Genomic DNA, 22,530 nt, shown 5'->3' with positions numbered 1-22,530 from the left:
ATAATCGGACAAATACGATTGTCTCCCTAATAGCGGGTCAGTTGGTCCGTTAGAATGACACCCTTGCCAATGAAGGGGGACGGACACCGTGCACGTCGCGATTCTCGGAAACGGAGTAGCGGGAGTCAGCGCGGCGCTTCGTATTCGCGAGCTTCAGCCCGAGTGGAAGATCAGTCTCGTCTCCGGCGAATCGAGCTACCACTGGTCGCGTCCGGCCCTGATGTACATCTTCATGGGTCACATGCGGTACCAGGAGACGAAACCGTTCCCCGACTCGTTCTGGGACGAACGCCGGATTGATCGAGTCCGCGCCTGGGTCACCCGCATCGACACCGATAATCGACGTCTTGAGTGCCACGATGGGTCGTCGGTCCCGTGGGATCGTCTACTGATCGCGACCGGGGCGAAGTCCAACAAGTTCGGCTGGCCCGGTCAGGACCTCGACGGTGTGCAGGGTCTCTATGGACTGAACGATCTCAAGAATCTCTATCGCACGACGGCCGACACGCGACATGCCGTCATCGTCGGTGGTGGCCTGATCGGCATCGAGTTGGCGGAGATGCTGCGATCCCGTCACATCGATGTGACGTTTCTCGTGCGCGAGCAGTCCTACTGGGACAACGTCCTCAATTCCGAAGAGTCCGGACTCATCAATCGGTTGATCCGTCACCACGGCATCGGGCTCGAACTCGAAACACAGCTTGACTCGATCGAAGATGATGGGAAGGGTCGTTGCTCGGCCGTCGTGACCGGCGACGGGCGTCGACTGGAGTGCCAGATCGTCGGGCTGACGGCCGGCGTCTCTCCCAACGTTGGCGTGGCGCAGGAGTCGGGGATCCCCACGGGCCGCGGAGTGCAGGTCGACCGGACGCTACAAACGTCCGTAAAGGACGTGTGGGCCGCAGGGGACTGCGCGGAGATCGTCAAGGAGGGGGATGCCCGAAACCTGATCCAGCAGGTCTGGTACACCGGCAAGATGCAGGGCGTCGTCGCCGGCGAGAACATCGCCGACGCACCGGACGGCCCGCGAAACTACGATCCGGGAATCTGGTTCAACTCTGCGAAATTTTTCGACCTCGAGTACCAGACCTATGGGCAGGTCAACTTTCAGATTTCGGGCGAACAGAACCTCTACTGGCAGGAGAGTGACGGCCGACAGGCGGCACGCATCGTCCACGTCGACGGGACGGTCATCGGACTGCAGTCGATGGGCATTCGCTGGCGTCACGAGGTTGCGGAGAGCTGGATCCGTCAGAAACGAAGTGTCGATGAGGTCATCGGTAGCCTCTCGCAGTTGGCCTTCGATCAAGAGTTTCATCGTCGGCAGGAGCCCACCATCGCCCGTGTATTCCGTGAGCAACTGTCATGAGCGAGTTTCCGATCCTGTTCGACGAGGAGGCCGGCGGATTCGGCGAGCCACCGAAACGGCCAGCGCCTCCCTTGCGACCGGCGCAGCGTGCCGCCGCCGCGGTGATCGCACTGGGGGCGCTTGGTTTTGTCCTCTACATCGCCGGCCTGCAACTGGGTGGAGGCTGGTCGGCCATCGGCGCGACCTTCGGCCTCATCACACTGGGGACGGTGCTCTGGTTCTGGTTGGATCTCCGCGATACCGAACCCGGAATCAAGCACGACGGAGTCTTCTTCAGCGGCGTGCAGTCCCGTGGGCTGCTTGGCTGGTCACTGGGGATCTTCATCACCGGGTTCTACATCGTCCTCTATTTCTACGACGATCTTCAGAAGATGGGCATGCCGGCGCTTCTGGATCGCCCGATCCAACTGCTGGACCCACTCGCGATGTTGACCCAGGGCGGAGGGTCGAGCCGCTGGTTCCTCTACGGCGTCCTCTATACCTCCGCGATCCTGGTGTTCGGCGTCCGCATGTTCATGAAGTACCGGGGCAATCGGTACCAACAGCTGCGCACCGCCAGTGTGATGTTCTTCCAGTTCGTCTTCGCCTGGATGCTGCCGAACCTGTTGATCTTCTTCAGCAAACCCTACATGGAATTCAACGGCATCTGGCCACTCAAGCAGGACTACCTGTGGCCTGAGAAGGTTCTCGGCGAGTATCTCGGCGGTGCCGGTGTGATTGGCGTCTTGCTCTTCGTCTGGGCCATCGGAATGTTCGTCGCGACACCGCTCCTGACCTATCTGTTCGGCAAGCGCTGGTATTGCAGCTGGGTCTGTGGTTGCGGCGGATTGGCCGAGACACTCGGCGACCCCTGGCGACAGCAGTCCGACAAGTCGACGGGTGCGTGGAAGATCGAGCGCTGGATGATCCACACCGTGCTCCTGATCGTTGTCTTTGTGACCGCGTCGCTGTGGATCGATCACCGGATGAACGGCAACCTCTACGGAACGTGGAGCGGTTCGCTGCGCAAGTGGTACGGGTTCTACATCGGGGCGATCTTTTCCGGCGTGATCGGTGTCGGTTTCTACCCTGTCCTGGGTAGCCGGATCTGGTGTCGCTTCGGTTGCCCGCAGGCGGCGATCCTGGGTATCTGGCAGCGGATCTTCTCCCGGTTTCGGATCACGACCAATGGCGGGCAGTGCATCTCGTGTGGCAACTGTTCGACCTACTGCGAGATGGGGATCGATGTGCGGGCGTACGCCCAGAAGTCCGAGAACATCGTGCGCGCGTCGTGTGTCGGTTGTGGTGTCTGCGCGGCCGTCTGCCCGCGGGGCGTGCTCAAACTGGAAAACGGCCTGCCGGGCGATCGGTTCGACGGGGCGGAGAGTGCGCTCGGCACTTTCCGTGATGCCTTCAACGATCCCAGGATCTACGACTACCGAAGTTGGCAGTCTTCCGATCAGTCCAGCGAGAACACCGTCAAGTAGAAGCCCGGCGTCAGCTTGACGATCGGTACCTTGTCGAATTGACCGTGACTCCGACGCTTGTGTCGCATCGCATTCTTCGATGTCCGCTTGGCGCGAAACATCAAGGGGGGCACCTCGTTACCGGCGTCGTCGCTGACCCATTCGAGCGTGAGCAGCAGATCATGCTCTGCGATGACGGCGTGACGACTCAGATCGACGTCGATCGTTCCGATGACCTGCGGGGCATCGACGAGGACGCTCTCCGTCAACCGCATTTCACCGACTTTGCCGTCGCGATAGTCGTAAAGATTCACACGATAGACGAATCGTTCCCCACCGGTCCGGGCGATGACGAAGTGGGCGCTCTTGATGAAGCTCTTCCGCTTGATCGGGATCCGTGCGCCGACCTCGCTTCCGAGTTGGCCGCTCGCAAACCCGACCTTGTACCCCGCCGGCTTCAGCGCCTTGCCGACGATGGCCGGCTTACCGGTGCCTGCGGCCGAGACACTGACCTGCTCCTGGTAGGCTCTCTCCTGCGGAACGAGTGCGATGCGACTCGATTCCAGCAAGTCGCCCAGCGTCACGCGCTGCAGCGTGTATCCCGGGGCTCCGATCAGGATCGTCGTATCGGCCGGTAGATCCAACGGCGGCAACGCCAGTCGGAACCGCCCCTCGTCGTCGCTGACCGTTCCCAATTCATGATCGGACAGGCCGACCCGTGCGTAGGCGATGCCTCGATCGCTTGTGGCATCGACGACCTGTCCCTCGACACGGTCGGCTGCCACAACCACCCATGGAAACAGAGCGACGATCAAGAACGTCCGCAGACTCACCACGATCCTCCTGGATCGCACTCTATCCCATCTTACGATTCCAGTAGGATAGCCTGGGAAGCTTCCATGACCCGATGCTATGGACGGTCGCCGGGGGGCGGGATAGACTCATCACTCGATCATCTATAAAGAATCGAGGAGACCCCCATGAAGAGTCGTTTCGGATTTCTAGCCGCTCTGCTCATCGTCGCTCTGGCAGCGCCGCTCACCTCATTCTTCGCCGACGAGGAGACGTCGGGACGTCAGGACGAGAAGCGAGCGAAGATCAGCACGATCGCCACGGAGGCGCTTCACGGTCTTCTCGCCGATAGCTCCAATGCCAACTCGCTCTACGAGAACGCTTACGGTTACGCCGTCTTCGACAACTGGAAGTTCGCCCTCGGTGTTTCGGGTGGCGGCGGGACCGGTGTGGCGGTGGACAAGGCGGCCGGCAGCAAGACCTACATGAAGATGGGAACCGGTGGCGTGGGCCTGGGGTTGGGCGGACAGAAGTACCAGCTGGTCGTCATGATGGAGACCAAGGAGGCGTTCGATCGCTTCGTCAACAAGGGCTGGCAGGCCGACGCTCAGGGTACCGCCGCTGCGGGCAAGGAAGGTGTTTCCGCCTCCAGCTCGTTCCACAACGGCATCGCGCTGTTCCAGATCACCGACAAGGGTCTGATGGCCAATGCCGATGTCACCGGCACCAAATTCTGGAAGCACAAGAAACTCAACTGATGCTCAAGCGGGGCGCACAACGAGAGCGAGTCCTCGGCCTGCTCGAAGAAGAGGGTGGTGTCACCGAGGCGTCGGTCCGACGTGTGGCCGAACAGACGGGCGTACCGGAGGCCGACATCTGGGGCGCCGGCCTGTTCTACTCGCTGATCCGACGACCGGGTCGGCGTGTTCGTGTCTGTGATGGCCTGACCTGTCAGATGCTGGGGGGCGATGCGCTGGCGAACGATCTGGAGCAGGCAGGCAAGGAGTGCGAGAGGGTCAGCTGTCTGGGACAGTGTGACCGTGCGCCTGCGGCGTTGGACGAGGACCTGGAGTTACTGACCCGCGACGAGCGGCCCCGCGGAGTGACGCCCGCGGATGACGGGTTGCCTATGAATCTCGCCGGCGAGGACGACGCCAGCTACGCCGCCCTCGCGCGTGCCCGCGAGCTCGCTCCCGATCGAATTCTGGAAGAGCTCGAGGCCTCCGGTCTTCAGGGACGAGGGGGTGCGGGTTTCCCGGCACACATCAAGTGGCGGGGTGTCCGGTCTCAACGGGAGACCGAGCGCTACGTCGTCTGCAATGCCGACGAGGGTGAGCCCGGGACGTTCAAGGACCGCGAGGTCATTCTGCGTCGTCCCCACGCCATGCTCGAGGGTCTGGCGATCGCGGCAGCGACGGTGGCCGCGCGGGAGATCTGGATCTACATCCGCGGCGAGTTCACCGAGGAGCGCCGTGTTCTTGCGCGGGCCATCGAGGAGGCAGGCGACGCACTCGCGCAGTTCGATGTGCACGTGGCCACCGGTCATGGTGCCTACATCTGCGGAGAAGAGACGGCGTTGCTGGAGTCGATGGAAGGGCGTCGCGGGATGCCACGCCTCAAGCCGCCGTTCCCGACCGAACATGGGTTTCGTGGCAAGCCGACATTGATGCACAACGTCGAGACGGCGGCCTGTGTGCCTGCGATCGTCCGTCGTGGTGGCAAGTGGTTCCGCGAGCTGGGTTGCGACGAGCCCGGAACAAAACTCTACTGCCTCTCCGGGCACGTCCAACGACCCGGTGTCTACGAGCTGCCGCTGGGCGTGACCCTCGACGCTCTGGTCGAGGCCGCCGGCGGTTATGACGGGACGCCGATGGCGTTCAGCCCCGGTGGTGCGTCGTCCGGCTTCCTGCCGATGAGCCAACGGAACCTGCCGCTGGACTACGGGAACCTGGCAAAGGCCGGGTCAATGCTGGGAAGCGCCGGTGTTGTCGTCCTGAACGACACCGTCGATATGGTGCAGGCCGTGGCGTGGCAGCTGGAGTTCTTCGAACGAGAGAGTTGCGGGCAATGTGCCCCATGCCGGATCGGTACGCGGTATATTCGGAGGCAGGTGGATCGCTATATCGATGCGGGAGACCTTCGAACGTTGCAACACGCAGCCGACGTCGGCTGGGAGATGGAAGAGGGTTCGATCTGCGGGCTGGGGATGGTCGCCGCCAAACCGTTGGAGTCCGCCCGCGAGCATTTCCCCGAGGCGTTTCAGAACCGGAGCCGAAATTGAGCGATAGGTTCGATATCGAGATCGACGGTAGGCCTTGCGAGGCCAGGGCCGGCGAGACAGTGTTGCAGGCGGCGACGCGCGCCGGCGTGACGATCCCCACACTCTGTGACGACACACGGCTGGAGCCGGCGGGCGCGTGCCGCGTCTGCCTGGTGGAGGTGGAAGGGCAGCGTCGCCTTCAACCCGGCTGCGCGTGGCGGGTCGAGCCGAACATGAAGGTCGTCACCGAGTCGGAGCGAATCGAACGCCATCGCCGGGTGCTCTACGGACTCTATCTGGCAGACCACAAGCTGGACGACGATGGCCTACCCATCCAGACCGGGAACGACAACCAGCTGCGTCGCCTGGCCCAGGAGACTCCGCCCCTTGTGCTGGAGGCGGTCGACGCACCGCGCGTGGGGCGCCCGGACGACGTTAACCCGTACATCGCATTCGATCCCGAACTCTGTATCCTCTGCGCCCGCTGCACTCGCTATTGCGATGAGGTCGAGGCGGTCAACGCCATCACCCTGGCCGAGCGTGGATCCGAGACCACCATCGCGACGTTCGCCGACAAGGGTCTGTTGGATACCAGCTGCGAACTCTGTGGCGGTTGCATCGACACCTGTCCGACCGGCGCGCTGATCGAAAAGAAGGCGCCCCATCCGTTGGCGGCCGATGCGAAGACCGTCCGCAGTACCTGCAATTTCTGCGGTGTCGGTTGCCAGGTAGACCTTCACGTCAGTGACGGGCGTGTGGCCAAGGTGACCAGTCCACCCCCGGGGGAGACGGTCAACGATGGCAACCTCTGCGTCAAGGGTCGCTTCGCCTACGACTTCATCCATCACGAGGACCGGCTGAAGACGCCCCTGATCCGCGGGGACGACGGCGAGCTGCATCCTGCCGGCTGGGACGAGGCCATCGCCCGTGCGGCCGAGGGCATGCTGGAGGTCAAGCGGCGTCACGGTGCGGACGCGCTGGGCTTCGTTTCTTCCAGTCGTTGCACCGGTGAGGAAAACTACCTGATGCAGAAGTTGTCTCGTGCCGCGTTCGGCACCAACAACGTGCATCAGTGTGCCGCCACGTGACACGCTCCGACGGTCGCCGGGCTGGTGACCATGTTCGGGGCGGGGGCGATGACCAACTCGATCGAGGAGATCCGTGACACCGAGATGATGTTCGTGATCGGGTCCAACACCTCCGAGGCCCACCCCATCATCGCGATGGAGATGAAGCGCGCCGTGCAACGTGGGTCGCGACTGATCGTGGCGGATCCACGAGCTATCTGGATGACCGGCATTGCGGAGAAGCATCTGCAGCTTCAGCCCGGAACCGATGTCTGGTTGCTCAACGCGATTGCCAACGTGATTGTTACCGAGGAGCTCTTCGACAGGCGCTTCATCGCGGAGCATTGCGAAGGCTGGGAGGCCGTTCGTCAGACGGTGCTCGGCTATCCGCCGGAAGAGGCTGAGGTGGTGACCGGCGTCCCTGCCGAGGATATCCGCGAGACGGCCCGTCTGTATGCGACCACGCGGAAGGCCGGGATCTATTACACCCTTGGGATCACCGAACACACCCACGGTACGGACAACGTCTACGCGCTGGCCAACCTCGTGCTGATGACCGGCCATCTGGGCGTCAAGTCTGCTGGTATGAACCCACTACGCGGGCAGAACAACGTTCAGGGCGCCAACGATGCCGGGGCGACCCCAACGTTCCTCCCGGGATACGAGAAGGTCACGGACCCAGAGGTTCGCGAGCGTTACGAGACGGCGTGGGATGTTCCATTGTCACCCGACGACGGGATGAACCTCAACGTGATGATGAAGGAGATGGCCCAGGGCAACGTCAAGGGTCTGTTCGTCATGGGCGAGGATATCGTCATCTCGGAGCCCAACGTCTCGCAGGTCGAGCTTGGGCTGAACCAGTGTGAGTTCCTCGTCTGTCAGGAGATCTTCCACAATCTGACGACGGAATTCGCGGATGTGGTCTTCCCTGCAAGTTGTTTTGCCGAGAAGGACGGCGTCTTCACCAATAGCGATCGACGGGTCCAGCGGGTTCGCAAGGCGGTCGATCCACCCGGTGAGGCGCGGGAGGATTGGCGCATCCTCTGCGACATGGCCCGTGCTTCGGGGTATCCCATGCCGGACTACGCCGGTCCCGACGAGATCTACGCCGAGATGGCCTCGTTGACCGAGAAGTTCGGCGGGATCTCCCACGCACGCCTGGACGAGCGACCCTTCGGCCTACAGTGGCCCTGTCCCGACGAAGACCACGAGGGGACTCCCACACTCCACGAAGGCGGGCCGCTGATCGGCAAGGCGAAGTTTCAGTCGGTCAGCTATCGGCCCAGCGATGAACTACCGGACAACGAGTATCCGCTGGTCCTGTCCACGGGACGTACGCTCTATCACTACAACGCCGCGACACAGACCCGGCGTGAGTCGGGACCCGTGCTCAAGCAGGGGAGTAACTTCATCGAGGTGCACCGGCGTGATGCGCGCCGTCTCGGTGTCCGTAACGAGGACATGGTCCGCATTATCTCGCGGCGTGGTGCCGTCGAGGCGCGGGTCTGGGTTTCGCCTCAGGTGCGACCCGGCTGTGTGTGGATGCCGATGCACTTCGCCGAGTCCCGGGCCAACCTGTTGACCAACGATGCCGGGGATGCCATCACCGGTACGGGCGAGTACAAGGTCTGTGCGGTGCGGATTGAGGCGCTTATACCCATCGGTGCCTGACGGTCAAACATGCGAGTCGAGTAGTTAATAGCTATTGTCACCCTGAGTCTAGCTCGACAAGGCACTTGAGGTAGGTATGGAAGGCAGCCCATCTATTCGCCGATCGATCATGCGTTTCGTGCGGGGTCAGGTGCGGCGAATTATGCGGCCCATCATCAATCGCGAGCCGAATCTTCCCGCAAAGATTCTCGCTTACCGTGAGGACGAATTCGACTACGCGATCCCCAAAGTCTCACGTAGCGCGGACGGCGAGCTTCCGGTGCCTCCAGATCATTTGTGGGTCGCACTCGGGCCGGGAGGATACGGCGCGACTCCGCAGGAGTACCTGTCCCTGGGTCAGAAACAGGTCGCAACGATCCACGAGCAGCTCGCCCGAGTAGGAGGTCAGCTGCAGGAACACGGACGAGTTCTGGATTTCGGTTGTGCATCCGGGCGGTTAATCCGTTGGTTCGCAGATCAGGCTCAGTCCGGGGAAGTCTGGGGAGTTGACGTCGATGCCGAACATATTGTCTGGTGTCAGCAGAACCTCAGTCCACCGTTTAACTTCTGTACCACGACGACGGCTCCCCATCTGCCATTCGAGGATCGGTATTTTGATCTAGTCTACGCGGGTTCAGTGTTCACCCATATCGACGAATTGGCCGATGCGTGGTTTCTTGAATTGCGGCGGGTGCTACGTTCCGGTGGGTTCGCTTTCATTACTATAAATGACAAACACAGTCTAGGCATCATCCAGAAGAACCCGGACTTCAACCTCGCAAAGCGAATCGTTGAGGCGGCACCGAGACTACGGCTCGACGAGGTCGACTTCAGCAAAGTTACGATCGGCCGATCCCACACAATCTACGATCGAGACAGTCTCATCGAAAAACTGAACCGTTGGTTTGATGTCGTTGCGATTCAACCCGAGGCGTATGGATTCCAGACCGCTCTTCTATTGAAGAAGCGATAGCGGCGATAGGGTCAGCCAGGTTTGACACCAGTTATGATCGGGATTTGCCACACTGCGTAGCCGTCAGGGTTCTCCAGGCAATCCAGCATCCCACTCCAATAGTCCTCGATCTCCTTGCGCGACAACTCCGTCTCCCTTGCGATCGGGTCGGTGTACCCGTCACGCCACGCCTTCCAGACGCGAATGATCACCTCCCTCGGTGTGCGAAGCGTGTCCACCGTTACGTACTGGACATCGACTTGCGTCAGGCCGGCGTGGCGAAGGATCGTGAACATGCGGCGCCCGATGCGGAGGTCGGTACCGGTGGCTCGTCCGAACGCGATAGCACCCTGATGGAAGAATCGATCGGTATCTCCATCCACCGGATGGAAGTGGATCATCGCATAGTCCTCGACAAGCAGGTGGAGCCGCCCGCCGGGACGCGTGACACGGATCAATTCCGACACGACCCGTTCCGGAGTCGGGATCGATTGCAGCATGTGACGATTGACGGTGAGATCGAATCGGTCGCTCTCGAGATCAAGATCGAACGCATCGCCGACCATGAACCTGGCCCGATCACCCAGCGCCACGCAGTTCTGGCGGGCGATCTCAAGGTGGGGCTTGATCAGATCAATACCGAGATAGGTGCCACCCGGTCGCGGTTCCCCTAATCGACGGATGAACTCGCCGGTTCCGCAGCCTACGTCGAGAACCTGGAGGTCGTCGGGAAGATCGTACTCGTCAAGGAGACGCGATTCGTGAGGCCAGATCGCGTCGGCCTGCCCGCGGAGACCCCGAACCATCGACTCGTCGGCCATCTGTTCGTACTGGGGGTTTCGATCATCGTGCATGACGTCAGGATACTATGCGTCTTCATGGGACGCAGTAGGCAGAGCGGCGAGTTGAATGGCGGTTGTACTTACCGCGAACAGCTTGGTTCGGAGGCCAACGCGATTACGGTCCTGGACTACCTGGCCGACCGGTATCGCCACTCGTCCCGAGCCGAATGGAGCGCGCGCATCGGGGCGGGACGTGTCGTTGTGGACGACCGGCCCGTCGCGGAGGGCGACCCGTTGCGATCGGGGCAGTGGTTGTCCTGGTACCGGCCGCCGTGGAGGGAGCCTCACGCTCCGAGGTCGTTCGCCGTGCTCTACGACCGGGGCGGGGTCGTCGCCGTGGCCAAACCGGCTGGCCTGCCGACACTCCCGGGTGCCGATTTCTACGAGTCGACGTTGCTTCGACAACTGGCGCGCTACGACTCGGACTTGATTCCGATGCATCGATTGGGGCGTTGGACCAGTGGGATCGTGCTGTGCGCGAGGGACAAGAAATCTCGGGCGGAGCTGGCGGAGCAGTTCGCGAACCGCACGATTCGAAAGCGGTACCGGGCGCTGGCTAGCGGAAATCCGAAGGAAGACCAGTTTGTGATACGGACGCCGATCGGACCGGTTCCCCATCCAACGTTGGGGACGGTTCATGGCGCGTTGATCACCGGCAAGTCAGCGGAGAGTCGGGTCCGGGTGTTGCGACGAGACGGAAGCCAATTCCTGTGCGACGTCAACATTCTTTCGGGGCGGCCTCATCAGATTCGAATCCATCTGGCTGCAGCCGGGCACCCGTTGTGCGGAGATCCGCTTTATGCCGCCGGGGGTTGCCCTCGTGCATCTGAACCCGCGCTACCTGGTGAGGGCGGGTACCTGCTTCACGGGGCCGAGGTGGGTTTCGACGCGGTCAGTGACCGAGGCGAACTTTCCGCGCCGGGATTTGTTCGAGTGCACTGTGTACCGCCGTCACCGCTGATACATCTCACGTAATGGTGATCGCTTCGTCAATCGCATCACCTTCGATGACCTGCCGCGAGACCGCAGTCAAGCTGATAACCAGCCAGAAGTCTTCCCACAGGATGCTTCCGCCTGAGATGCTGGCGATCAGAACGGTAAGCGCCATCATCATGAGGCCGCCGTAGTAGATTAACCGTTCTGGGTTATCTCGGCTCCGTTGCCATGCCTTCACAGCGTTTCGCATCGTCACTGTGAGGAGCCAGATGAGCATCACGAACCCAACGACGCCCATCTCCGCCAGCGTTTGCAGGTAAAGATTGTGGGCAGCGACCTTCTTACTGGCACGTTGGCCCGTGTTGAACTCCTCTTCGACGAAGTAATGTCCGAAGTTTCCAATTCCAATGCCTAGCATAGGGTGAGCGAGCCATATCTTGATGAGGCCCTTATTGTAGTGCCCGCGTACAGTCAGTTCGCTCTCGTTCCTCAATACGACGGTCCCTGCTATTCCTGAATCCAGAGTTTCAATTCGTTTGTAGAAATAGGATGGAAGGAAGGGTCCAAGCGCTATCGCACAAATCAGAACGAGACTTATGGGAAGCATCCGGCGACGCTCAACGATTGCGATAAAAACAAAAACTACGACAAGAGAAATGAGAGCGCCGCGGCTTACCGATGTGACGACGCCGCCGAACAGCACAAAACAAAGCAGGAAGTGAAACCAGCGCCCCGGATCCTTACGATAAATAAAGTGATACAAAGCCAACGGGACTGCGAGTGCGGCCAAGGTTCCGAACTCATTCGCGTTCTCAACCAGACCGGAAGTTCGGAAGGAACTCCCTGAAGCCGTCAAGAAAAAATAGATTCCAGCGAGTGCGTTGACCGAGGCCACGAGAAGCACAGCCCACACGGCCAGTTTGAGGTCTCTGAATCGAGTAACGAGGTTAGTCAACATCATGTAGAACACGAAGTTGAACCCCCATTTCCTCAACATGCTGAACGTAATCGCTGTGTCCTGCGTGAAAGTCAGCGAAACGACAATCAGAATTCCAAGGAAAAAGATCGGAAGGAAGATATTCCCGAGAATCAGTTTTCGTTTTTGGATCAGGAATCGGATCAGAACGAGGCTACAGGTGAATACCCCGATGAGTTGAAGCAGCGTCACCGCACCAAAACGCAGGGGAACGAAGAAGACGCAGATGACGACGAACAGGCCGCACATGGGCCGTTTGATAACGAGCAATCCGTAAAGGATCGCGAGCGGAGGCAGAAACAGCGCCCAGATGGGGATCTTCATCCAAACTAATAACATCAGCGCTAGCGCGAAGCTAATAATGGTGATTATTGCCACCGGTAACGCTGGCGTCGAGGGCCATCTCTCAGTCAGGCTTCCGCGACGAAGAAAAATGCCAATCATTGAATCGCCCCTGCGAGGCGTTGAACTGCATCGATCAACCGCTGGGAATTGAATCTACTCTTCTTCATCCGAGACCCCTTTGCAGCGTCCAGAATAGCTCATCCAAATCGGGCCTAATCTCGGAGATGACGTCGCTGAAACCGAAATGTTGATCTTGATGTCGTGGCAAAACACGCCGATCGTCTCGTACTAATAGCGTCAGCTTTGAGCGGGAGAAGGCTCTTTCTTCTGAGGGGCGTAACCGCTGACGGCAATTCCCCAATCGTGGACTCGGATTTGCTCTAGCTCGGCCTCCTCGAACCACTCGAACACTTCGGGGAAAGTGTGTTTTGATTGGAATTTTGGAGAATACCAATCGAAAGTTCCGAGAACCACCGACTGCCACGGGCCTTCAGCCGCGATAGGAATTACGCGAAATGGTAAGCCCAGAATAGGGATCCGTTGAATCCATTTCATGGGAACGGCAAGATGACAGAGGGCGAAGAGTATCGAATGAGGCATTCGAGTCGTCACGTGGCGCAACGCATCAGAGCAGGCGTTACGATAGCGTGAATAAGATGAATAAACCCATATCGCCATGAACCCCCCAGGTCGCAACAGTCGTGCGAGACGAAGCACAGACCCCTTGCAGTCCGATGTGTGATGCAGCACGCCAAGACTGAAAATGGCATCGAAACTCTCGTCAGGAAATGGTGGTTGGAGGATGTCACCCCTCACTACATGGGCCTGGCGTTCTTTCTTCGCTTTTGAAGCGGCAACAGAAATGCCGTCGCTCATATCGATGCCGATGACTTTGGCATCGTTCTTCGAAAGCAGTTCAAGCAATACTCCGCGCCCGCACCCTGCATCCAGTACTTTCTTTCCAGAGAATTGACTCGGAGTCCGGCCGATGGTTCGTATGAAGCTGGATTTTGTGTCGGTAGAAAACGTCTTCAGCGAGGGCGTAGTTTTTATCGCGTGCCATTGGTACGAGAAACTCTGTACGTAGGCGTTGGGCGTGAATTCTGGGATTCCATTCCGAATCGGGAAATCCATCCCACAAGGGCAGGAGATGGATCCTTCCTCGATCTCGGTGTCGTCCTGCCGATCTGAACCCAAGGAAAGGCCGCGCCCACACTTCGGACACGCCAAGCTGTTGATGAGGGAAGGTTTCATTTTAGGACGGTTCCTTGGCGAGAATTCCGCAGAAAAATCTCAAGCTGATGGATTATGGCGTGCCCGAATCGAGATGGCAAGGATCCGGATACGATCAACCTCAAGCTGAAGTTACCGCCGGGGGCTTCGCAGTGCCAGGAGGAGTTCGCTACTTCGCGCCGTCTCGGTTGCCATTAGCCAACTGAGACCGTTTCCGGGAAACACGAGGGTTCAGTCGCATTCTTGGTTGGACGAGAGGCAGCGGAATGCGTATGTTGATCGGTTGGAAGGGAAGTCAGAATGTGTGCAGGATCGGAACGACCGCTTCGACTCCTAGTCGTGACTGGGCGTTACCCACCGGTGTTCTCCGGAGCGTCCGCTCAGCAGCACGAGCTGCTGAACCACCTGGGGACGCGTCGCGTTAAAGCGACGGTCCTTACTCTTCGCGTCGGGGAACTGAGCAAACGGGAGACCATCGATGGAGTGTCTGTTCTGAGGCGTGGATCCGGCAAGACCAACAGTCTGGACCGATTCATGTTTGCCGTGAGTGTGTTCCTGTACATCATCACGAGACGGCGCCAATTCGACGCGATTCACGCCTTTACCGCAGGTTGGGCAGCATTTTTGCTACCCGTTGCGGCACTTATTGCTGGCGTGCGATGCGTATATACGAGTTCGTTACAGGGTTCCGACGATGCTGCGGCAGTGGCTGCTCAGGGAATGGGATGGTTGAAAGTTCGATTGTTGCGGATGTTTGATGCTGTCGTGATCTATACGCCGCATCAAGCCAGGTCTTTCGTGGAAGCTGGGTTTAATAGCAGCGCAATGCACGCGATTACATGTGGGGTCGACGACGGGTTTTATACGCCTGTTGTCGATGCGGAACGACGACGCACGTTGCGAAACGCGGCTGGTCGTGATGACGACGGGCCGGTAGTTCTATTCATAGGAACCGTGACGGCACGTAAAGGCGTCGATTTGTTAGTCGAGAGTTTTCGACTGCTGCTGTCGTCAGACCCGGCGGCTGTATTGGTATTGATGGGGCCGGTGAATCGAAGTGAAGATCCTACGCTGGACGAATTGTTTGTCGAAACACTTCGGGAGCGGAGTACGGAGCCGGAGCTAGCCAATCATATCGTGTTTCTTGGCCGGGTGGACTCGCCGGAAGAGAAGCGAGCAATTATCCGTGCCAGCGACGTGTTCGCACTCTTCTCTCAGCGCGAAGGGCTCGGTATTGTCATCCTGGAAGCGATGGCCTGTGGTGTCCCAGCTGTCCTGACCCCGATACCTGGAGTTTTCGACTTCATTATTACTAACGGACGTGATGGACGTATCGCCGGGACGAGGGATCCCAAGGAATTGGCCAAGTTGTTGCACGACGTCATTTCGTCCGAGAGCCGCTCAAATTCAATGGGGCAAGAAGCGCGAAGAACAATTGAGCAACGCTTCTCCACGGAGCAGGTGGCACAAAATCATCTCGACTTGTACTGGGCGCTGGCTGCGAGAGGGCGGGGATCGTGAATGCCAGAAAACTGCGACTGTTGTACTACGTCGAATGCCTCGGTGTGGGTGGCGCGTTTCAGACAACTGTGACGGTTGCCCGTGAGATGAAGGAACGAGGTCACGAAGTCGTATTTGTGAGCAAGGGGGGGCCCCTCAGGAAACTGCTGGACGAATCCCGGATTACTCACATCGAGGTCGACACCGATGTGCGTCATCCATCACCGACGATCGTTAGCAAGCTCGTAGAGACAACGAATCGATTCAAGATCGACTTGCTATGTCCGAACGGCTTTGACTGCACTCTTGACGCCGTCGCTGCGGGGATCTGGACGGACCGACCCCTCGTGCCTACATACGGTGGCATGTTTAACCTGCCGTACCCGCACCCTCGTCTTCCAATCGTAAACGCTTTTAGCTTTGAGCAGATGGCCGATCTCGTCGAACGCTACGGGTGGAAAAGAGAGATATTTCGGAACATGATTGCGCGTATCGACGGGAAGCGATTCTCATCCTCGGTTACCGGACAGGCACTGCGTCGTGAGTTGGGGATTCGTGAAGGCGCTCCGGTACTCGTAACGATTTGCCGCCACGATCGGCTCAAACTCAAGGGATTGATTAGTTTACTTGAAGCTGCCGAGGAGATTCATCGCTCACTACCGGACGCACGTCTAGTACTGTACGGAGACGGCAATTCTCACGAAGAAGTTCTCGAACGAATTCGGCAGGTTCATCGATCTGTGGGTGTTGAGTTCGTTTTGGCGCCAGGAAGTACTAATCGAACGGCTGAGGCGTTCGCGATGGCCGACATCGTGCTTGCGAACGGCGCACGCTCGGCACTCGAAGGGATGGCTGTTGGTCGTCCGGTCGTTTCGTTGGGGCCAAACGGGTTTTGTGGCGTGATGACGCCCGATACAATCGAAGGATTCCGCAGATTCAATTTCGACAAGGGGCGGCTGGCCGGAAACCCGATCGGAGATTACAAGAACCTGGTTGCGAGTCTGAGTAGGTTGTTGCGTGATGACAAGTTGCGAAAGAGACTTGCGGCATTCTCGCTTGACTACGCCGACAAGAACCTGATTATCCAATCCGTCGGGCACGAATACGAGACAATGTATAGAGAGGGGATCGAGATTGGATGGGGTGGTGGTCTTGGTCGCCTTCAAGTGTTTACCAATTGGCTTGGCGTTGTTGGCCACTATTACGGCTACAAGCTGTTTCGTCGCGGGCGGGCGGGACAATGCGACTCGGGTCACGGCGGGCTCGCACCTCCTCCGGTTTCTGTTGACCCTGATTGGGGAACCGGTTTACCACACGATTCCAATCGGGGACTACCGACGAGCTAGCCGAGGAGTGTGAAGTACGCCGAGCCGTTCAGTCCTGCTGATAAACTGTTTCGGCTCAGGAGCAAACGAATGTGCGGGGTTTTCGGAATTGTTTACCGTGACGTGAACAGAGTTCCAGATCGGAATGCTCTGGTTAGTACTTCGCGGTTACTTGGCCACCGTGGTCCTGACAATTCGGGAATACACAGTGGCCCTGGTATTGGGCTCGTCCACACACGATTGTCCCTCGTTGATTTGGATTCTCGCAGTGATCAACCGCTCTGGAACGAGAAGAGAACCTCAGCAATTGTCTACAATGGGGAAGTCTACAACTTTAGGGAACTCGCAAGTCGACTCACGTGCCACCTCCGGACGACGAGCGATACTGAAGTAGTCCATGAGTGGTTGAGTCGAGGTAATCGTCAAGAGGCGATTCGATCTCTCGATGGGATGTTTGCGTTCGGGATCTGGAACGACCAAGACCAAGAGCTATTCCTCGGGCGAGATCGCTTCGGTATCAAACCACTCTACTACCTGGAAGATGACACTAAGTTTATATTTGCGTCCGAGATCAAGGCGCTTAAGCCGTGGATCCAATTGGAGGCGGATCTCGTCACTGTTAGCGGTTTCTTTCTGTCTGGAGTTGAGCCGACGCGGCACCATTCATTTTTTCGCGATGTTCGGGTGCTTTCTCCGGGGACGACACTTCGCTTCGATCGTCGAGGACCCGCCAGTACGCAACCGTTCTTTCCGCTCACGGATTTTCTCGACCCGGATATCGGAAGTCGCTTCGAATCGATGAACGCGGAGCAAGTGACCGACTGGTTTGAGGAGCGGCTCTCAAATGCGGTTCAGCGTCAACTTCTGGCTGATGCCCCGGTTGGTGCCTTGTGCAGTGGAGGGGTGGATTCATCGTTAATCATGTCCCTCGCCACAAAATCGCATGATCGATTGGCAATATTCCACGCGAACGTGGTGGGTCGCCTCAGCGAGCACCCTGCGGCGGTGGCGCTGGCCAAGCACTTGGGGCTGGACTTACAAGTGGTCGACGTAACGGACGATGACTACCTGGAGCACATTCCGGATGTGGTTGAGCACTACGAGTATCCGTTTGCGTATCACGGTAATTCCCTTGCATTCATGCTCGTGACGCGACTTGTTAGGAAGAGCGGAGTGAAGGCTGTACTCACCGGAGAGGGGTCGGACGAGTGCTTTCTCGGTTACCCGAGGATGGTAGTGCGCGACCTACTGCTCGGCTACTACAAGACGATGGAACGTCTGCGCCGCGGTGTTCAGAGTATTCCGAAGCTAGGTGATATTTTATTGCCACCGTCCCGCAATCCGCCGCGCGCAGCGGTTGATCTACTCAGTCGTTGTGAGCATTCTACGGAAATGGCTCAGTTGCAGTCCGATGCCGAAACACGAATGGGGCGTGTGATCCGTGATCGTGATGCTCGTTCGATACAGCTCCTGACGTATCACTTGCGAACCCTATTGCATCGCAACGACGCACTGGGAATGGAGGCGAGCATCGAAGCGAGATTTCCATTCTTGGACCATGAGGTTGTTCGGGGGGCCGTCAATCTTCCGTACCGCTTCAAGGTGCGAAAGGGCATTCGAGGATTCGACTGGGCACACCCGCTGCTCATCGACAAATGGGTGATCCGTAGCATCGCGGACCGCCACCTCCCACCCGAGCTCAGCCGCAGGCGGAAGCTCGGATTTCCAACCGACGCGCTCAGGAGAATGCGCGTCGACGCTCTTTTCTACCGAGAATCTGCGATTGCAGAGATGTTCCAATTGAATCGGCCCGCAATGAGCCAATTGCTCGAACAGGAGAGTGGAAGTACGCGAGTTAGTCTTCTGCTGCTGGAAATCTGGGCTAGATTATTCCTGCGCGATATCTCTTGTGCGAAAGTTCGACAAGACTTGCACCGCCACGCATCATTTGTGGGCACTGCCGGGCGATGACGGCCGTAAGTTGTAACGCAGTTGTCGAAGTAATCAGGATGGGTGGAGCTGAATGAGCATACAGGCAAGCCAGCAGGGCCTCTTGCAGGACTGGCACCGGTATTCGGATGGTCGGCCAACACGAAAGGCTGTCTCCGGAGCACTCATCTTTGAGGCTGGTTTCCTGACGGTGTTTCTGTTTCGTCTTGCTCAGCGGATGACTCGTCGTGGAAATCACGTGCGTTCACGTCTCATCCATCGATTCAACATGATTGTTAGCGCATGCGAACTACATCCGGCAGCGGAAGTTGGGCCAGGCCTATTCTTGCCTCATCCGTACGGCGTGACGATCGGACGGGGATCGAGCGTTGGACGAGACGTGTCACTGTTTCAGGGTGTCGTGTTGGGCGCCCGAACCGTAGCTGACGAATCCGAGACGAAGCAAACAATGTATCCACGTATTTCAGACGGAGTGACTCTCTATCCCCATGTCCTCGCGTATGGCGATATTTCGATCGGGCGGGGGGCGGTCGTACTTGGGAACTCCGTCGTCACCCATGACGTGCCTGCCAAAAAGTTGTACGGGGGCGTGCCCGCTGTATTGATTTCAACCATTGACGATCGTATCGATTCAAGATAGCGCATGAGCTTTCAACGCGATGTCTTGACGACGTTTTGTAGTCGGGCCGCGGTCTTGATCTTCGGGGTCGTGCAGTCCGTCGTTGTCGCCCGCTACCTGCTTCCCGAAGGGCGCGGACAATTTGCGACTTTGATGCTCGTGCCCCAGCTCATGGTCGTCGTTGCACCGTTAGGAATGCAGTGGTCGCTAATCTACTATCTGCGCCAGAAGGGAGCGGATCGCCGCTCGTTACTGCAGAACGGTCTCGGTGTTGCGCTCCTTCTCGGCGTGTTGGCTCTAGGCGCGACATTATCGGTTGAGTATTTCCTCAGGGACGGATTGTTGGCCGGTCTGTCGCTGACATCGTTGCTACTTGCTGCGTTGATCGTTCCAGTCCGCGTGATGCTCGGGACGCTCGTGGGAGTATTTCGAGGAACTCAACGGATCGTGCAGGCCAACATACTGAATACGGTTTGGCCAGTTGCTCAACTCGTGGCCGTGATCGTCGCACTAGTCGTCCTGGCGCGAGGCATCGCGGGAATGGCCGGCGCAATTCTCGTGTGTGAGTTGTTGGTCGTCATGTGGGCCGGAACGATGATCTTCCGTGGTGTAGCCCCGCGCCCACGGTTGCAGGCGAAACACGTTGCTCCATTGGTCTCCTACGGGCTCCGAGTGTATCTGTTTTCGATGCTACTGTTCGTTAATTACCGACTTGACATGGCACTGTTGCGACACTTCGTCGATTACACTGAGGTCGGTTACTACGCTACAGCAGTCGGACTCGGCGAGATTCTATGGAACGTACCGACATCGCTCACGTTCGTGTTGTTTCCGTACGTCATAGGCATTGCCGACGAGGAGCGAGATCGGCGCACGATCACACTCTCACGAATGACGGTGGCCGCAATGTTCGTGATCTGTCTGGTTTTCGGAATCTTTGCTCGTCCAATTGTCACCCTCCTCTATACTGACGCGTTCTTGCCTGCCGTGTTTCCACTGGTCGTCATTCTCCCCGGAATTCTCGCAATGTCGATTCAGCAAGTTCTTGGCTCAACTCTCGCCGCTCGCGGTCGACCGGAGCGCGTGACGATCGCCGCGGCTGCCGGCATCGTAATAAACCTGTTGCTCAACCTGTGGTGGATTCCGATGTATGGCGCAGCGGGTGCAGCAGCAGCATCCACGATTTCATACTCAGTCGTGGCAGGAATCGTGATTATCGAATTCTCCAGACTATCTAGCCACGGGCTAAGTGACATCTTGTTATTGAAGGTTGAGGACATACAGCAAGTGGTGTCAAGACTTCGTGGATTTGTGCGCGAGGGCAATGGAGATGAGAGGTAACAAGAGACTGTGTAGCGCAATTGTGACGTCACGAGAGGCGACGGGCTGATGTGCGGTCTTGCAGGCGTGTTTGACTCTAAACCCGATTCATTGGTGCCGCCAGCCGAATTGGTGGCCCGGATGAGGGATACGCTGGTTCATCGCGGGCCGGATGACAGTGGGATGTATCTGGGACCCGGAATCGGGATGGGTTTCCGTCGTCTGAGCATCATCGATCTCGCCGGCGGTCATCAGCCGATCGCAAATGAAGACGAGTCGATCTGGCTCACTTTCAATGGCGAGATCTATAACTTTGAGTCGTTACGAAAGGAGTTGTCTGCAAGAGGGCACGAGTTCAAAACAAAATGCGATTCCGAAGTGATTGTCCATCTCTACGAAGAGAAGGGTGAACGCTGCGTTGACGACTTACGCGGGATGTTTGCGTTTGCGCTCTACGATCAGAGGCGACATCGTCTCTTCTTGGCTCGCGATCGACTCGGCATCAAACCTCTTTACTACGGTATGGATTCCGGTCGCCTACTGTTTGGGTCAGAGCCAAAAGCGATTCTGGCAGCTCTTCCAGGTGCTCGTAGAACGCTGAACCACGTCGCAGCTGCACTGTACTTCGAATTGCACTATGTACCCGACGGTCACTGCGCGTTCGAAGGCATGAGCCGGTTGCCGCCCGGACATCGATTGGTCGTCGAAGATGACGGATCTCGACTGGAATGTTACTGGGAGCCGAAGATGCCCAGTGGCGAGGAATTTGAGTGTGACGAAACGGCCAGGAACATCCGACACGCTCTTGAGGAGTCGGTTCGATTACGCATGGTCTCCGATGTGCCTCTGGGCGCGTTTCTAAGCGGTGGGCTCGATTCGGCTGCCGTCGTTGGCATCATGAGTCGGCTCAGTGATCGCCCCATCAAAACCTTCACGATCGGGTTCGACGAAACGTCACACGACGAGAGCACGGCTGCGAGAATTACGGCTGCATTTCATCGGACGGATCATCACGAATTAATCGTGCAGCCCGACGTCATCGAATTGTTAAGTGACCTTGTTAATGCGTATGACGAACCGTTCGCAGACAGTTCTGCAATTCCTACTTACTTGGTTAGTCGTTTTGCGCGTGAGCACGTAACCGTGTCGATGAGCGGCGACGGCGGCGATGAACTCTTCGCCGGTTACCATCGGTATCGCAAGTTACGTCAACTCGAAAGTCTCCGCGGCGTTCCGGCGACCTTGCGACGTGTCGCGGTCCGGACCCTGGACTTGGCTTCCGCGAGCAGTGGCGCGCGTAGAGTACGGCGGGCGCTCAGCCGCTCGCTATTGTCTTTTCCCGACGACTACTTTGTCGGCGAGTCGTTCCTGTCGCAAGAGATGCGCGAAATCCTTCGGCCACTCCTGGAGGAGCAGTTTGTCCGCGAACCGGGGCGAAACCTGTATCTGGAACATGCCCGAGACGGTGATCCGATCGCTGCCGCACAACTGATCGATATGGAACTCTATTTGCCGGGATGTATCTTGACAAAAGTTGATCGAGCTTCGATGGCCTGTTCTCTGGAGGCGCGAGTCCCGCTACTGGACCATCATCTTGTGGAACTCGTAAACCGGCTACCGACAGAAACGAAACTCGACGGCAACGTGGGGAAGAAGATACTTCGCAAAGCCTGTGCGGATCTTTACCCTCCGGAGATCGTCGGCCTTCGTAAGCAAGGCTTTGGCGTGCCATTGAAGCAGTGGTTCCGTGGTGCGCTCAATAGTATGTTGATGGATACTCTTCGCGGAAAGTTATGTCGCGATCGTGGTTACTACGATCCGCGCTTACTGGACAGACTGATCGACGATCATGTTTCAGGACGGCGGGATCGATCCGCGATGCTATATGGCTTATTGATGTTCGAATTGTGGGCGCAGCGAAGCGTGCACGGAGAGTCGGCATGACAATT

Annotated in this window: 16 protein-coding genes; 12 read left to right on the top strand and 4 right to left on the bottom strand. The window is 58.2% G+C overall.

Annotated elements, in window-relative coordinates; all coding sequences use genetic code 11:
• The first annotated feature begins 88 nt into the window (after nt 1–88).
• Both OES25_06605 and OES25_06600 read left to right on the top strand, forming a co-directional pair.
• Nucleotides 89–1,369: an NAD(P)/FAD-dependent oxidoreductase gene (locus tag OES25_06605; GenBank protein MDH3627313.1), complete on the top strand. Its 1,281-nt coding sequence runs from the start codon at nt 89–91 to the stop codon at nt 1,367–1,369.
• Complete coding sequence (locus OES25_06600; protein MDH3627312.1) at nt 1,366–2,835, top strand: 4Fe-4S binding protein; 1,470 nt, start codon at nt 1,366–1,368, stop codon at nt 2,833–2,835. Before OES25_06605 ends, OES25_06600 begins: the two co-directional genes overlap by 4 nt.
• Here OES25_06600 and OES25_06595 read toward each other — a convergent pair.
• Nucleotides 2,808–3,647 (bottom strand): carboxypeptidase-like regulatory domain-containing protein, encoded by an 840-nt coding sequence (locus OES25_06595; protein MDH3627311.1) that lies wholly within the window; start codon nt 3,645–3,647, stop codon nt 2,808–2,810. The two genes, OES25_06600 and OES25_06595, sit on opposite strands and share 28 nt — an antisense overlap.
• Nucleotides 3,648–3,794: 147 nt before the next feature.
• On the opposite strand from OES25_06595, the gene OES25_06590 reads away from it, so the two are divergent.
• The 4 genes from OES25_06590 to OES25_06575 all read left to right on the top strand — a co-directional run bounded on the left by OES25_06590 (nt 3,795) and on the right by OES25_06575 (nt 9,556).
• Entirely contained in the window at nt 3,795–4,364 is a 570-nt protein-coding gene (locus OES25_06590) for a YSC84-related protein (protein ID MDH3627310.1), read from the top strand.
• Nucleotides 4,364–5,887, top strand: coding sequence for an NAD(P)H-dependent oxidoreductase subunit E (locus tag OES25_06585; protein ID MDH3627309.1), 1,524 nt, complete (start codon nt 4,364–4,366; stop codon nt 5,885–5,887). Before OES25_06590 ends, OES25_06585 begins: the two co-directional genes overlap by 1 nt.
• The gene (fdhF, locus tag OES25_06580; protein ID MDH3627308.1) at nt 5,884–8,604 is read left to right on the top strand and encodes a formate dehydrogenase subunit alpha; all 2,721 of its coding nucleotides are present in this window, start codon (nt 5,884–5,886) and stop codon (nt 8,602–8,604) included. Before OES25_06585 ends, fdhF begins: the two co-directional genes overlap by 4 nt.
• Before the next feature lie 142 nt (nt 8,605–8,746).
• Nucleotides 8,747–9,556 (top strand): class I SAM-dependent methyltransferase, encoded by an 810-nt coding sequence (locus OES25_06575; protein MDH3627307.1) that lies wholly within the window; start codon nt 8,747–8,749, stop codon nt 9,554–9,556.
• Nucleotides 9,557–9,567: 11 nt separating this feature from the next.
• Here the strand turns inward: OES25_06575 and OES25_06570 are convergent, their stop codons facing one another.
• Nucleotides 9,568–10,389 (bottom strand): methyltransferase domain-containing protein, encoded by an 822-nt coding sequence (locus OES25_06570; protein ID MDH3627306.1) that lies wholly within the window; start codon nt 10,387–10,389, stop codon nt 9,568–9,570.
• 24 nt (nt 10,390–10,413) lie between these two features.
• Between OES25_06570 and OES25_06565 the strand changes: the two genes are divergently transcribed.
• On the top strand, nt 10,414–11,352 hold the full coding sequence (locus OES25_06565; protein MDH3627305.1) for a pseudouridine synthase: 939 nt from the start codon (nt 10,414–10,416) through the stop codon (nt 11,350–11,352).
• On the opposite strand, the gene OES25_06560 is transcribed toward OES25_06565, so the two are convergent.
• A complete protein-coding gene (locus OES25_06560; protein ID MDH3627304.1) occupies nt 11,345–12,613 on the bottom strand; it encodes an O-antigen ligase family protein in 1,269 nt (422 codons plus the stop codon). The genes OES25_06565 and OES25_06560 overlap by 8 nt on opposite strands.
• A gap of 318 nt (nt 12,614–12,931) precedes the next feature.
• Nucleotides 12,932–13,768, bottom strand: coding sequence for a class I SAM-dependent methyltransferase (locus tag OES25_06555; protein ID MDH3627303.1), 837 nt, complete (start codon nt 13,766–13,768; stop codon nt 12,932–12,934).
• 438 nt (nt 13,769–14,206) lie between these two features.
• On the opposite strand from OES25_06555, the gene OES25_06550 reads away from it, so the two are divergent.
• The 5 genes from OES25_06550 to asnB (OES25_06530) all read left to right on the top strand — a co-directional run bounded on the left by OES25_06550 (nt 14,207) and on the right by asnB (OES25_06530) (nt 22,525).
• The gene (locus OES25_06550) at nt 14,207–15,388 is read left to right on the top strand and encodes a glycosyltransferase family 4 protein (protein ID MDH3627302.1); all 1,182 of its coding nucleotides are present in this window, start codon (nt 14,207–14,209) and stop codon (nt 15,386–15,388) included.
• Complete coding sequence (locus OES25_06545) at nt 15,385–16,713, top strand: glycosyltransferase (GenBank protein MDH3627301.1); 1,329 nt, start codon at nt 15,385–15,387, stop codon at nt 16,711–16,713. Before OES25_06550 ends, OES25_06545 begins: the two co-directional genes overlap by 4 nt.
• A 69-nt stretch (nt 16,714–16,782) precedes the next feature.
• Nucleotides 16,783–18,663 (top strand): asparagine synthase (glutamine-hydrolyzing), encoded by a 1,881-nt coding sequence (asnB, locus tag OES25_06540; protein MDH3627300.1) that lies wholly within the window; start codon nt 16,783–16,785, stop codon nt 18,661–18,663.
• Nucleotides 18,664–19,285: 622 nt separating this feature from the next.
• Nucleotides 19,286–20,602, top strand: coding sequence for a polysaccharide biosynthesis C-terminal domain-containing protein (locus tag OES25_06535; protein MDH3627299.1), 1,317 nt, complete (start codon nt 19,286–19,288; stop codon nt 20,600–20,602).
• Between the two features lie 48 nt (nt 20,603–20,650).
• Nucleotides 20,651–22,525, top strand: coding sequence for an asparagine synthase (glutamine-hydrolyzing) (asnB, locus tag OES25_06530; protein MDH3627298.1), 1,875 nt, complete (start codon nt 20,651–20,653; stop codon nt 22,523–22,525).
• Nucleotides 22,526–22,530: the final 5 nt, after the last annotated feature.

Source organism: Acidobacteriota bacterium (genome assembly GCA_029861955.1).
Lineage (GTDB): Bacteria > Acidobacteriota > Polarisedimenticolia > Polarisedimenticolales > Polarisedimenticolaceae > JAOTYK01.
This window is presented reverse-complemented; position numbering and strand designations above follow the sequence as displayed.

Excerpts from the sequence above, each read along its gene's own strand:
- OES25_06535 (MDH3627299.1), top strand. The coding sequence starts at position 19,286 with ATGAGCTTTCAACGCGATGTCTTGACGACGTTTTGTAGTCGGGCCGCG.
- asnB (MDH3627300.1), top strand. The coding sequence starts at position 16,783 with ATGTGCGGGGTTTTCGGAATTGTTTACCGTGACGTGAACAGAGTTCCA.
- OES25_06570 (MDH3627306.1), bottom strand. The coding sequence starts at position 10,389 with ATGCACGATGATCGAAACCCCCAGTACGAACAGATGGCCGACGAGTCG.
- OES25_06600 (MDH3627312.1), top strand. The coding sequence starts at position 1,366 with ATGAGCGAGTTTCCGATCCTGTTCGACGAGGAGGCCGGCGGATTCGGC.
- OES25_06555 (MDH3627303.1), bottom strand. The coding sequence starts at position 13,768 with ATGGATTTCCCGATTCGGAATGGAATCCCAGAATTCACGCCCAACGCC.
- OES25_06565 (MDH3627305.1), top strand. The coding sequence starts at position 10,414 with ATGGGACGCAGTAGGCAGAGCGGCGAGTTGAATGGCGGTTGTACTTAC.
- OES25_06585 (MDH3627309.1), top strand. The coding sequence starts at position 4,364 with ATGCTCAAGCGGGGCGCACAACGAGAGCGAGTCCTCGGCCTGCTCGAA.
- asnB (MDH3627298.1), top strand. The coding sequence starts at position 20,651 with ATGTGCGGTCTTGCAGGCGTGTTTGACTCTAAACCCGATTCATTGGTG.
- OES25_06575 (MDH3627307.1), top strand. The coding sequence starts at position 8,747 with ATGCGGCCCATCATCAATCGCGAGCCGAATCTTCCCGCAAAGATTCTC.
- OES25_06560 (MDH3627304.1), bottom strand. The coding sequence starts at position 12,613 with ATGAAGATCCCCATCTGGGCGCTGTTTCTGCCTCCGCTCGCGATCCTT.
- OES25_06590 (MDH3627310.1), top strand. The coding sequence starts at position 3,795 with ATGAAGAGTCGTTTCGGATTTCTAGCCGCTCTGCTCATCGTCGCTCTG.